Origin of the sequence: Bacillus cereus group sp. BfR-BA-01330, from assembly GCF_022663885.1 — a bacterium.
Classification (GTDB): Bacteria; Bacillota; Bacilli; order Bacillales; family Bacillaceae_G; genus Bacillus_A; species Bacillus_A cereus.
The window spans coordinates 1,019,295-1,031,831 of the sequence record NZ_JAKUGK010000001.1; the positions used below are offsets into that span (position 1 = coordinate 1,019,295).

Below are 12,537 nucleotides of genomic sequence, written 5' to 3' on the forward strand. Positions count from 1 at the left end.
AATTTAGAATGGCTTGGGTTGTGAAAAAACAGTCAACACAAGAGGAGCTTGCGAATCGATTCCGAGCTTTAGTAGAAGCAAATGAAATTTTGCAAATTCCAGGTGCTCATGATGCAATGGCAGCTCTTGTTGCGAAAAATACAGGTTTTTCAGCGCTTTATTTATCAGGAGCTGCTTATACTGCAAGTAAAGGTTTACCAGATTTAGGTATCGTGACGTCTACTGAAGTGGCTGAGAGAGCAAGAGATTTAGTAAGAGCTACAGACTTACCTGTTCTTGTTGACATTGATACAGGATTTGGTGGTGTACTAAATGTGGCGAGAACAGCTGTAGAAATGGTGGAAGCGAAAGTAGCAGCTGTCCAAATTGAAGATCAGCAATTACCAAAAAAATGTGGACATTTAAATGGTAAGAAACTTGTTACTACAGAAGAATTGGTTCAAAAAATTAAAGCGATTAAAGAAGTTGCACCGAGCTTATACATTGTAGCACGTACTGATGCTCGTGGCGTTGAAGGATTAGATGAAGCAATTGAAAGAGCAAATGCATATGTAAAAGCAGGTGCAGACGCAATTTTCCCTGAAGCGCTTCAATCAGAGGAAGAATTCCGTCTATTTAATAGTAAGGTAAATGCACCTTTGCTTGCGAATATGACTGAATTCGGAAAAACTCCATATTATAGTGCAGAGGAATTTGCGAATATGGGTTTCCAAATGGTTATTTATCCTGTAACTTCACTTCGCGTTGCAGCGAAAGCGTATGAAAATGTGTTTGCTTTAATTAAAGAAACAGGTTCTCAAAAAGATGCACTTTCTAATATGCAAACGAGAAGTGAATTATACGAAACAATTTCATATCATGACTTTGAAGAGTTAGATACTGGTATTGCAAAAACAGTATTATCAGAAGATCAATAGATAAAGCAGCGAAGGCGATGAAAATACATCTTTGGCAAAATAAAATGCTTGATGTGAAAAATCATCGCCTTCTATTTTCAAAAAAGATATTCCACTCATCGTAGACGAGCATAAGCAAAAAGCTATGAAAGCCGAATGATAGGGGGATACATATGGAGAAAACGAAGTTACCATGGGATGAATTCTTTTCACTTAATAAAGATATAAATCATACTTACTTTACACCAGAAGATTTTTCAGGTGATGAAGATTTAATCGCAAAAACGACAGAACAATTCGTTAAACAAGAAATTGTTCCACAAATGGAGAATATTGAACAACATAACTATAAAGTTTCTCGTCAATTATTTGAGAAAGCTGGGGAACTTGGATTATTAGGTATTGAGGTACCAGAAGATTATGGCGGGTTCGAGTTAGGAAAGGCTGTTTCAGGTCTTGTAGCAGAGAAAATGGGTTACGCTGGTGCGTTTAGCGTTTCTTTTAATATACACGCTGGTGTCGGTACATTGCCTTACATATATTATGGAACGAAAGAGCAAAAAGAAAAATATTTACCGAAAATCGCATCGGGAGAATGGATTGGGGCTTATGCTTTAACAGAGCCAAATGCTGGTTCGGATGCATTAAGTGCAAAAACAAGCGCCGTATTGAATGAAGAGGGAACAGCTTGGAAGTTAAATGGTGAGAAGCAATGGATTACAAATGCTCATATGGCAGATGTATACGTTGTTTTTGCGAAGACAAATAAAGGAATGACAGCGTTTATTGTCGAAAGAACATGTGAAGGTGTATCTATTGGATTAGAAGAAAAGAAAATGGGGATTAAAGGTTCTTCAACAGCGACTCTTATTTTAGAAGATGTTGTCATCCCTGCTGAAAATGTTTTAGGGGAAGTTGGGAAAGGGCATCACGTAGCCCTTAATATTCTTAACTTTGCTAGACTTAAACTTGCTTTTGGAAATATTGGAACAGCAAAACAAGCAATTGGTTTGTCGGTTCAATATGGAAAAGAGCGAAAACAGTTCCAAACGGAATTAGTAGACTTTACGATGATTCAAGAGAAAATTGCAAATATGATCATTGCTACATATGGAGCCGAAAGTGCAGCTTATCGTACGGCAGGTGTAATCGATGAAGCAATTCATGAGAGCGATGAAGATCTTATGAAGAAAATGTCCCAATTTGCAATTGAATGTGCACTGAATAAAGTAAATGCTTCTGAAACACTTGCTTATATCGTAGATGAAGCTGTACAAATTCATGGTGGTTACGGTTATATGCAAGAGTATGAGGTAGAACGATTATATCGTGATGCTAGAATTAGTCGTATTTTTGAAGGAACGAACGAAATTAATAGATTAACAGTTGCCAAAATGTTAATGAAGCAAATCGAACAATTAGAAGATACTGAAGTAGAAAGTGATGTAGCAAATGTAGAAAGAAACCATCGTTACATTTTATTAGCGAAAAAATTGTTGAAACAATCTTTGAAAACGCTCTCTAAAACTCCAGGCCTAAAAATTGACCAAGAACAAGAATATTCACGTGTAATTTCAAATATGTTGACGGACGTGTACGTCATGGAATCAGCGTTTTTACGTACGAGAAAAGCGGTAAGTAAAAATGGTGAGGAAAAAGAGCGTACGAAGCAATTAATAACGGATGTTATTTGTGAAGAAGGATACCGTAAAGTAGAAGAAGCGGCGATTTCTGTACTTTCAGCGGCTGTCACAGAAGAACAAGATAGACATGTGATTTTAGCTGAAATCCGTCAATTATTAGTGCCTTTATACACGAACGTATTTACGAAGAAGAGAGAAATTGCGAAAGCTATTATAAATCGCGGGAAATATATTGTGTAAATAGGAGGAAAGCGATATGAAAAAGATTGGTTTTATCGGTTTAGGTAACATGGGCCTTCCAATGTCAAAAAATCTAGTTAAATCAGGTTACACAGTATATGGCGTGGACTTAAATAAAGAGGCGGAAGCGTCCTTTGAAAAAGAAGGCGGAATTATCGGTCTATCAATCTCAAAACTAGCAGAAACATGTGATGTAGTTTTTACAAGTTTACCTTCACCTCGCGCTGTTGAAGCGGTATATTTTGGAGCAGAAGGATTATTTGAAAATGGTCACTCGAATGTAGTTTTCATTGATACAAGTACGGTATCGCCGCAGTTAAACAAACAGTTAGAGGAAGCTGCAAAGGAAAAGAAAGTAGACTTTTTAGCAGCACCTGTGAGCGGTGGTGTAATAGGAGCCGAAAACCGTACATTAACGTTTATGGTTGGTGGATCAAAAGACGTATATGAGAAAACGGAATCTATCATGGGCGTACTAGGCGCGAACATTTTCCACGTTAGTGAGCAGATTGATAGTGGTACAACTGTTAAGTTAATTAATAACTTATTAATTGGTTTTTATACAGCTGGTGTGAGTGAAGCTTTAACATTAGCGAAAAAGAATAATATGGATTTAGATAAAATGTTTGATATTTTAAATGTAAGTTACGGTCAAAGTAGAATTTATGAACGTAATTATAAAAGTTTTATAGCACCTGAAAACTACGAGCCAGGATTTACTGTGAACTTATTGAAGAAAGATTTAGGATTTGCAGTTGACTTAGCTAAGGAAAGCGAACTCCATTTACCGGTAAGCGAAATGTTATTAAACGTATATGACGAAGCGAGTCAAGCTGGATATGGTGAAAACGATATGGCTGCTTTATATAAGAAAGTTAGCGAGCAATTAATTTCTAATCAAAAATAAATTATACAAAGGAGAGAATACAATGATTACAACTGAAATTAAACGAGTAAAAAATCACATTAACGGTGAGTGGGTTGAATCGACAGGTACGGAAGTAGAAGCAGTTCCAAATCCAGCGACTGGAAAAATTATCGCTTACGTTCCACTATCTCCAAAAGAAGATGTTGAAAAAGCTGTTGAAGCGGCAAAAGCAGCATTCGAAACATGGTCTAAAGTACCAGTTCCAAATCGTTCAAGAAATTTATATAAATATTTACAGCTATTACAAGAAAACAAAGATGAGCTTGCAAAAATCATTACGCTAGAAAATGGTAAGACGCTAACGGATGCAACAGGTGAAGTACAGCGTGGTATTGAAGCGGTAGAACTTGCAACATCTACGCCAAATTTAATGATGGGTCAAGCACTTCCGAATATCGCTAGCGGAATTGATGGATCGATTTGGCGCTACCCAATCGGAGTTGTTGCTGGTATTACACCGTTTAACTTCCCGATGATGATTCCGTTATGGATGTTCCCACTTGCAATTGCTTGCGGTAATACATTCGTATTAAAAACATCTGAAAGAACGCCACTTTTAGCGGAGCGACTTGTAGAATTATTCTATGAAGCAGGTTTCCCAAAAGGCGTATTAAATTTAGTGCAAGGCGGAAAAGATGTTGTAAATAGCATTTTAGAAAATAAAGATATTCAGGCTGTTTCGTTCGTTGGCTCTGAGCCGGTAGCTCGTTACGTATATGAAACAGGTACGAAACACGGAAAACGTGTACAAGCATTAGCAGGTGCGAAAAACCATGCGATTGTAATGCCAGATTGCAATCTTGAGAAAACAGTACAAGGTGTAATTGGATCTGCATTTGCAAGTAGTGGAGAGCGCTGCATGGCATGCTCAGTAGTAGCAGTAGTGGATGAAATTGCTGATGAATTTATTGATGTATTAGTAGCAGAAACGAAAAAATTAAAAGTAGGCGATGGCTTTAACGAAGATAACTATGTTGGACCATTAATCCGTGAATCTCATAAAGAGCGCGTTTTAGGCTATATTAATAGCGGTGTAGCAGATGGGGCAACTTTATTAGTAGATGGCCGTAAAATTAATGAAGAAGTTGGAGAAGGTTACTTTGTAGGTGCGACAATCTTTGATGGCGTGAATCAAGAAATGAAAATTTGGCAAGATGAAATTTTTGCTCCAGTATTAAGTATTGTACGTGTTAAAGATTTAGAAGAAGGTATTAAACTAACAAATCAATCTAAATTTGCAAATGGTGCGGTTATTTATACGTCAAATGGTAAACATGCACAAACATTCCGTGATAATATCGATGCTGGTATGATTGGTGTAAACGTAAACGTTCCAGCACCAATGGCATTCTTCGCATTTGCAGGAAATAAAGCTTCATTCTTTGGTGATTTAGGTACAAATGGTACAGATGGCGTTCAATTCTATACACGTAAAAAAGTTGTAACTGAGCGCTGGTTTTAATATAGAGTAAACAACCAAATCAGTTATTAGATGAAAACACCACTATTAATAGTGGTGGTTTTCGTCTTGTTAATTATTTTTTTCAAAAGCTAGTTTAATACCAAATCCAATTAGGACGACTCCTGTTAGCCCTTGAATATAACGTTGCGTCTTCGGTTTTTTCATAAAAGCACTAATTTTATCAATTAAAAATATATAAAATGCAAACCAAATGACTGTTAAAACGAGGTAAGTAAGGCCCATTAAAAGAAGTTGAATAAATGTATTATGATTTGGATTTAAAAATTGTGGTAAAAAAGTTAAAAAGAAGACTGCTACTTTAGGATTTAATAAATTTGTAAGAAATCCTTGGCGAAAGCAAGAAGTATGTTCGTTTTCATTATTCAAAGATAGATCATTTGTATCTAAGTTTTCTTTGTTTCTTACTGCTAAAAGGGCTTTAATACCGATATATATTAAATAGAGAGCCCCAACGTACTTGAAAATAGAAAATAAAAGAGCTGACTTTACAATAAGTGCAGAAAGACCAATTACAGCAGCTAAAGTATGAATTAATAGTGCAATACATGTACCAAACACTGTTTTCACTCCACCGACTTTACCAGCAACCAATGTATTTTTCGTAGCCATTGCTGTATCTGGACCAGGTAAAATGATAAGGCAAATAGACATAATGATGAAAAGAAGATAATTTTCTATCATAGCCGCCCCTCCTTTTTATTTTTAGAATATTTGATTAAAATCAGTGTAGCACAAAAATGGATTTAATAAAATTAAATTTTATTAAAAATAATTAAATAAAAAAGGCTATATAGTAGCTGTAATTACACTACTATATAGCCTCGATTTTATACCGCTATTTGCGGGTAGTAAGATTTTCACCACACAAGATTTAGCTGAAGCAAAGAAGTTAGGTGGGGGATGAACAAAATATCCCCTCATGACAATTTCATTTTATGCATTAAGTAAGTTAAAGAAACGATTCACATCTTCTTCTGAAACGTCACTTAACTGTTTATATTTATAATTCGGATTTTGATCTTTATCAACGACAACGGAGCGTACTCCTTCGAAGAAATCTTCATGTCTCATGAAGTTTTTAGCAAGTATAAGGTCCGTAGCGAAACATTCTTCAACGGATTTATCTTGTCCATCAATAAACTGTTTTAATGTTACTTTTAGTGAAATAGGGGATTTTGATAACAGTGTTTCTTTCGTTTTTAGAGCAAAGGAACTTTCATCTTTCTCCAATGAATGGATGATTTCTTCAATTGTATCGAAAGCAAAATGTGAATTGATTACTTCTAATGAAGGAGCGAGCTCGCTTTCTAAGTTTGGAGCAGTTGCAAATGTACGAATAACTTCTTTTAAATTAGTATGTACATCATCTTCTTTATGCCAATTTACACTTTCAAGTTCAGTAAGAAACTCTGGTAATGAATCAGATGTCATAAAGTAATCTGCAGCATTAATAAATAATACGTCAGAAGCTTTTAAAATAGATGCTGTTAAAGCAACGAATCGTCCTGTATATCCAGGCGCTTTATTTAAGAAATATGCAGCTCCGACGTCTGGGAAGAAGCCGATATTCATCTCTGGCATTGCCCATTTCGTACGCTCAGTTACAATGCGATACTTCGCACCATTTGTAAGACCGACACCACCGCCCATTACAATTCCATCTAAACAAGCAATAATCGGTTTTGTATATTGATAAATATATGTATCAATTTCATACTCTTCTTCAAAAAAACGTTCTGCATGTTGCAATGCCACTTCATTGGAACGCGCTTCATAAAGAGTTTTAATGTCGCCACCTGCACAAAAACCTTTTGTGCCAGCTCCTTTTAACACGATAAGTGCAATACGCTCATCGTGTTCCCACTCTTTAAGTTTTTGTCCGATAGGTTGTAACATGTCATAAGATAAAGAATTAAGTGCTTTTGGACGGTTTAAAGTAATTGTCGCAACGCCGTTTTCACTAACAGAAAATAAAACTTGTTCAGTCATAATGCATCCTCCCTTACATATCTTCTTATTCTTAATTCTTGATATGTACTGAAATGTCCTTTATAAATTTTGTCAAAAGTTGACGGTAAATATTAATTTGGTCACTGCATATTTTGACGAGTTATCTTTGCAGGATTTCAGAGACTGAGGGGGAATATTACAACATTACTGTAAGTGTAATTATTTGAAGTTATAATGATAAAAGCGCTATTATATAGGTGTGAAATGTTCATTATCAATTCTAAAAGTGTGTTTGAAGAAAAAATAAATCGTACAATTGTAATAAAAAATTTTACATTGAATTAGAAATAGAGAAAGGAGAAATCGGAATGCCAGGACCTTTACTATTGTCGGTTATTATTTTGTCTTTTTTAATGATAGGAATAACGCAGTATTTTCATCATACAGATACGACAGAAGAAGTGAAGGATAAAGTACGTCTCGTATTTCCGATTTTTATAATATCTATTTCATTCTGTATTTTATTAAATAAAGATGGCTACATTGTCGCAGTGTTCTCATTTTTCGTCGCAATCGTCTTAATTACCGTTTTATATTATGTAATGAAAGACTTTATACAAAAATAAAGATGTCACAATAGGCATTTTTATTTTGGGGGAAATGTAAAATTTCACATACCGTATTTTATATAAAATACATAAAGCATATAACAATAGAAAAGTGTGTACTTTGCTGTGTATGTACTTGTCAATCTTGCATAGCCACTATACTATTAAAATGTAGAGATTATAAAAAGGGGTTGTATCTATCATGAAATTTGAGATGCACACAAAAATTATTTCAAATGAAAAAGAAGTAAGATTACATATTGAAGAAAATATATTTCAATTAATATTGGATGGTTACCACTTATTTACAATTAAAGAAATATTGCCTTTATATAAATCAAATGAAGAAAGAATTGGAAGTGCAACGATATTGAAACTAGAGTGGGAGAACGGAAAAACTACAATAAACTATCAACTCGTTTCACTAAAATCAGTAAATTAAAAGGAGTAGAAAAATATGAAGTTATTTCATACAGCGGATTGGCATTTAGGAAAGCTTGTTCATGGCGTGTATATGACTGAAGACCAAAAGATTGTATTAGATCAGTTTGTACAGGCTGTTGAAGAAGAAAAACCAGATGCTGTAATTATTGCAGGGGATTTATATGACCGAGCAATTCCACCTACAGAAGCAGTAGACTTATTAAATGATGTGCTGCAAAAAATAGTTATTGATTTACAAACACCAGTTATTGCAGTAGCTGGTAATCATGATAGTCCGGATCGTATCCATTTTGGAAGTAGTTTAATGAAAAAACAAGGATTACATATTGCAGGTCAATTTCAATTCCCGTACGAACCTGTTGTACTAAATGATGAATATGGAGAGGTTCACTTCCATCTAATACCGTATGCAGACCCAAGCATGGTTAGACACGTGTTGAAAAATGAAGACGTACGTTCTCATGATGATGCGATGCGCATTTTTATGAATGAGCTCTCTGAAACGATGGATAAAGAAGCTAGACATGTATTTGTTGGACATGCATTTGTAACTTCTTCAGGAGAAGCGGAGGAGAATACAAGTGATGCAGAACGACCACTTTCAATTGGTGGTGCTGAATATGTAAATAGTCATTATTTTGATAAGTTTCATTACACAGCGCTTGGACATTTACATCAAGCGCATTTCGTACGTAATGAGACCATTAGATATTCAGGTTCACCACTTGCCTATTCAATTTCTGAAGAGAAACATAAAAAAGGTTATTACATTGTAGAACTGAATGAAACTGGTGAAGTAGCAATTGAAAAAAGGTTACTTTCACCACGTCGTAAAATGCGAACAGTAGAAGCGAAAATAGATGAATTATTACAGCACCCAGTAAGTGAAGATTACGTATTTGTAAAATTATTAGACGAAAACCCTGTCTTACAGCCAATGGAGAAAATACGATCTGTATATCCAAATGCAATGCACGTTGAAAGAGCGATGCAAAGGCGAGAACTCACAGATACAAATGAAGTAACGGTTTCAAGACATAAAACGGATGATTTATCTCTTTTAAAGGCTTTCTATAAAGAAATGAAAGGGTTAGATTTATCAGAAGAGAAAGAACGCCTATTTATAGATGTATTACAAACAGTGCAAGAACGGGAAGGTGAACGAGGATGAGACCGATTCAGCTTATTATGACAGCATTCGGGCCATATAAACAGAAAGAAGTAATCGATTTTGAAGATCTTGGAGAACATCGTATTTTCGCTATTTCTGGGAATACGGGAGCTGGAAAAACAACGATTTTTGATGCGATTTGTTATGTGTTATATGGTGAGGCTAGTGGAGAAGAACGTAGTGATACGAGCATGCTTCGAAGTCAATTTGCTGATGATAATGTTTATACAAGTGTTGAATTAAGCTTTCAGTTAAAAGGGAAACGCTATGAAATAAAACGACAACTTGGACATAAAAAACAAGGGAATAAGACCATTACAGGACATGCAGTAGAATTATATGAAGTTATTGATGGAGAAAACGTTCCAGCCGTCGATCGTTTTCATGTAACAGACGTAAACAAAAAAGTGGAAGATTTAATTGGGTTAAGTAAACATCAATTTAGCCAAATTGTTATGTTACCCCAAGGGGAATTCCGAAAACTATTAACATCTGAGACGGAAAACAAAGAAGAGATTTTACGTCGTATTTTTAAAACGGATCGTTATAAATTAATGCGTGAGTTACTTGATCAAAAGAGAAAACAATGGAAAGATGTCTTGCAAGAAAAACAAAAAGAGAGAGAGCTCTATTTCCGTAATGTTTTTAAATTACCAATCCGTGATGGAGCATTATTAGAGACATTAGTGGCACAAGAACATGTAAATACGCATCAAGTAGTAGAAGCGTTAGAACAAGAAACAACCGTGTATAAGGCAGAGGTTGAGCAATTACAAGTAGAACAAGATGTTCAAACGAAGCAATTAAAGGATGCAGAAACACGTTTTCATGCAGCAAAATCTGTAAATGAGAAATTTATAGATTTACAACAAAAGAATGAGAAATATAACACTTTACAAGAGAACCGTGCAGCAATTGAAAGGAAAGAAAAATCCTTTAAACGTGCGGAACAAGCAAAGCGCTTATTACCATTTGAACAATGGTATGAAGAAGCGATGGAAAATGAGCAGAAAGCTGAAAGTTTGTTAAAACAGATAAGCGTCAAACAAGAACAGATAATGAATAGCTTTGAACTTGCTCAGGAGAAGTATGAAGTAGTAAAGAATAAAGAAGCTGAGCGAGAAGAGGCTAAAAAACTTGTTCAAAGATTAGAAGAGTTACAAGCGATTATTGAATCATTAGCTGAGAGAAAGCTGAATTTACAAAATACCGAAATCCAAATAGGGAAATTAAAAGAAAGTATGCAAAAGTTAGATCAACAACTAGAAGAGCATACAAACAAAAAACAGAGAATGTCTGATGAATTGCAGCAATTAGAACAAGCACTTGAGCAATATGTAGCTAAAGTAGAAGAACTAACGAATATGCGAGAAGATGCAAAAGTTTTAAAGCAAGCATATGATGTTTGGCAAGAAAAACAAAAATTCGAGCAAGAAAAAGAAGCGGCAAATAATAAAATGCAAGTGGCAGTTCGTGCATATGAAAACATGGAGCGCCGCTGGTTAAGTGAACAAGCTGGTATATTAGCTCTTCATTTACATGACGGTGAATCTTGTCCGGTATGTGGTAGTACGAATCATCCGCAAAAAGCTACAGAACAAAGTAATGCGATCGATGAAAAAGAGTTAAACGATTTAAGAGATAAGAAGAACATTGCTGAAAAATTACATGTGCAAGTAGAGGAGAAATGGAATTTCTATCGACTACAATATGAACAAGTGATAGAAGAAGTTGTGAAGCGCGGCTACAACTCGGAAAAATTAGCTGAAACATATAGTGCACTTGTTCAAAAAGGAAAACAATTAGCTGCAGACGTTAATACGTTAAAAGCAAGTGAAGAAACACGTAAGCAGATTGCTGCGAACATGAAAAGCGTAGAAGAAAAAATAGAAGAACTTCAGAAACAAAAACGAGAAGTGGAAACAATGCAGCACCGTACAGAAATGGAGTGTATGCAACTTCGTACGTCATATGAACATGATAAACGAAATATTCCAGAAAACTTACAAACAGTACAAGCTTGGAAAGCACAGTTTGACCAAGCTATGCAGGAACTTAGGTTAATGGAGGACGAATGGAAGAAAGTGCAGGAAGCGTATCAGCATTGGCAAAATGAAAATATACGTATTCAAGCAGAACAAAAAGGTGCTTCTAATCAATTTGAAAGTGCAAAATTAAAGAAAGAAGAGACTTTCGCACGCTTTATGAAAGAGCTAGAACAAAGCGGGTTTACAGACGAATTCACGTATAAAGAAGCCAAATTAAGCGATCACGAGATGGAAATGTTACAAAAAGAAATTCAAGGTTATTATTCATCGCTTGAAGTGCTTGCAAAACAAATTGAAGAGTTACAAGCTGAATTAAAGGATAAAGAGTATATGGATATTACAGCGTTAGGTGAACACATAACAGAATTACAAATTAATCTCGATATCATTAAAGAAAAACGTCAACGTGCGCAAAATGCGGTAACATATATTTCTGATTTACATGAAAACATTAGACGTATTGATGAGCAAATTCATGAGGAAGAAAAAGCCTTCCAAGAACTTGTTGACTTATATGAAGTAATGAAAGGTGATAACGAGAGCCGTATATCATTTGAACGTTACATCTTAATTGAGTATTTAGAACAAATTGTTCAAATTGCAAACGAACGATTACGTAAATTATCAAACGGACAATTTTATTTAAAACGAAGTGAACGAGTTGAAAAGAGAAATCGTCAAAGTGGATTAGGCTTAGATGTGTACGATGCATACACTGGCCAAACGCGCGATGTAAAAACATTATCCGGCGGAGAGAAATTTAATGCATCACTTTGCTTAGCGCTAGGAATGGCAGATGTCATTCAAGCATATGAAGGTGGTATTTCCATCGAAACGATGTTCATCGATGAAGGGTTCGGTTCATTAGATGAAGAATCATTAACGAAAGCAGTAGACGCCTTAATTGACTTACAAAAATCAGGTCGATTTATCGGTGTCATTTCACACGTACAAGAGCTGAAAAACGCAATGCCAGCTGTATTAGAAGTAACGAAGCAGAAGGATGGGTGTAGTCAGACTAGGTTTGTGGTGAAGTAAGCTTAGAGAATGGAGTAGGGAATCTACCGATACTTTTAGTGTCATATGTATGAATCATAAAACGTCGTCTCTTCATATTAGAGGCGAC

General features: G+C 35.3%; 10 protein-coding genes. 8 read left to right on the forward strand and 2 right to left on the reverse strand.

Features of this window, described 5'->3' with window-relative positions; genetic code table 11:
- Positions 1 to 8: 8 nt before the first annotated feature.
- From prpB to MR112_RS05280, 4 genes are all read left to right on the forward strand, one after another.
- Positions 9 to 917, forward strand: coding sequence for a methylisocitrate lyase (prpB, locus tag MR112_RS05265; protein WP_000312639.1), 909 nt, complete (start codon positions 9 to 11; stop codon positions 915 to 917).
- 152 nt (positions 918 to 1,069) lie between these two features.
- On the forward strand, positions 1,070 to 2,779 hold the full coding sequence (locus tag MR112_RS05270; RefSeq protein ID WP_000415995.1) for an acyl-CoA dehydrogenase family protein: 1,710 nt from the start codon (positions 1,070 to 1,072) through the stop codon (positions 2,777 to 2,779).
- Positions 2,780 to 2,795: 16 nt separating this feature from the next.
- Positions 2,796 to 3,686 carry an NAD(P)-dependent oxidoreductase gene (locus tag MR112_RS05275; RefSeq protein ID WP_000719409.1) on the forward strand — a complete coding sequence of 297 codons (891 nt, stop codon included), beginning with the start codon at positions 2,796 to 2,798 and terminating at the stop codon, positions 3,684 to 3,686.
- Positions 3,687 to 3,708: 22 nt separating this feature from the next.
- On the forward strand, positions 3,709 to 5,169 hold the full coding sequence (locus MR112_RS05280; RefSeq protein ID WP_000633344.1) for a CoA-acylating methylmalonate-semialdehyde dehydrogenase: 1,461 nt from the start codon (positions 3,709 to 3,711) through the stop codon (positions 5,167 to 5,169).
- Between the two features lie 69 nt (positions 5,170 to 5,238).
- On the opposite strand, the gene MR112_RS05285 is transcribed toward MR112_RS05280, so the two are convergent.
- Both MR112_RS05285 and MR112_RS05290 read right to left on the reverse strand, forming a co-directional pair.
- Positions 5,239 to 5,871, reverse strand: a complete 633-nt coding sequence (locus tag MR112_RS05285; protein WP_242244827.1) for a LysE family translocator — start codon at positions 5,869 to 5,871, stop codon at positions 5,239 to 5,241.
- 252 nt (positions 5,872 to 6,123) lie between these two features.
- Entirely contained in the window at positions 6,124 to 7,179 is a 1,056-nt protein-coding gene (locus MR112_RS05290) for an enoyl-CoA hydratase/isomerase family protein (RefSeq protein ID WP_000139777.1), read from the reverse strand.
- Between the two features lie 329 nt (positions 7,180 to 7,508).
- Here MR112_RS05290 and MR112_RS05295 point away from each other — a divergent pair, with 329 nt between their 5' ends.
- The 4 genes from MR112_RS05295 (at position 7,509) to MR112_RS05310 (ending at position 12,449) form a co-directional block, all read left to right on the forward strand.
- Positions 7,509 to 7,766 (forward strand): hypothetical protein, encoded by a 258-nt coding sequence (locus tag MR112_RS05295; RefSeq protein ID WP_001119404.1) that lies wholly within the window; start codon positions 7,509 to 7,511, stop codon positions 7,764 to 7,766.
- 184 nt (positions 7,767 to 7,950) lie between these two features.
- Entirely contained in the window at positions 7,951 to 8,190 is a 240-nt protein-coding gene (locus MR112_RS05300) for a DUF2584 family protein (protein WP_000667342.1), read from the forward strand.
- A 15-nt stretch (positions 8,191 to 8,205) separates the two neighbouring features.
- Positions 8,206 to 9,363: an exonuclease SbcCD subunit D gene (locus MR112_RS05305; RefSeq protein ID WP_025709708.1), complete on the forward strand. Its 1,158-nt coding sequence runs from the start codon at positions 8,206 to 8,208 to the stop codon at positions 9,361 to 9,363.
- Positions 9,360 to 12,449, forward strand: a complete 3,090-nt coding sequence (locus MR112_RS05310; RefSeq protein ID WP_242244828.1) for an AAA family ATPase — start codon at positions 9,360 to 9,362, stop codon at positions 12,447 to 12,449. The genes MR112_RS05305 and MR112_RS05310 overlap by 4 nt, the downstream gene beginning before the upstream one ends.
- Positions 12,450 to 12,537 lie beyond the last annotated feature (88 nt).

Excerpts from the sequence above, each read along its gene's own strand:
- prpB (WP_000312639.1), top strand. The coding sequence starts at position 9 with ATGGCTTGGGTTGTGAAAAAACAGTCAACACAAGAGGAGCTTGCGAAT.
- MR112_RS05270 (WP_000415995.1), top strand. The coding sequence starts at position 1,070 with ATGGAGAAAACGAAGTTACCATGGGATGAATTCTTTTCACTTAATAAA.
- MR112_RS05275 (WP_000719409.1), top strand. The coding sequence starts at position 2,796 with ATGAAAAAGATTGGTTTTATCGGTTTAGGTAACATGGGCCTTCCAATG.
- MR112_RS05280 (WP_000633344.1), top strand. The coding sequence starts at position 3,709 with ATGATTACAACTGAAATTAAACGAGTAAAAAATCACATTAACGGTGAG.
- MR112_RS05285 (WP_242244827.1), bottom strand. The coding sequence starts at position 5,871 with ATGATAGAAAATTATCTTCTTTTCATCATTATGTCTATTTGCCTTATC.
- MR112_RS05290 (WP_000139777.1), bottom strand. The coding sequence starts at position 7,179 with ATGACTGAACAAGTTTTATTTTCTGTTAGTGAAAACGGCGTTGCGACA.
- MR112_RS05295 (WP_001119404.1), top strand. The coding sequence starts at position 7,509 with ATGCCAGGACCTTTACTATTGTCGGTTATTATTTTGTCTTTTTTAATG.
- MR112_RS05300 (WP_000667342.1), top strand. The coding sequence starts at position 7,951 with ATGAAATTTGAGATGCACACAAAAATTATTTCAAATGAAAAAGAAGTA.
- MR112_RS05305 (WP_025709708.1), top strand. The coding sequence starts at position 8,206 with ATGAAGTTATTTCATACAGCGGATTGGCATTTAGGAAAGCTTGTTCAT.
- MR112_RS05310 (WP_242244828.1), top strand. The coding sequence starts at position 9,360 with ATGAGACCGATTCAGCTTATTATGACAGCATTCGGGCCATATAAACAG.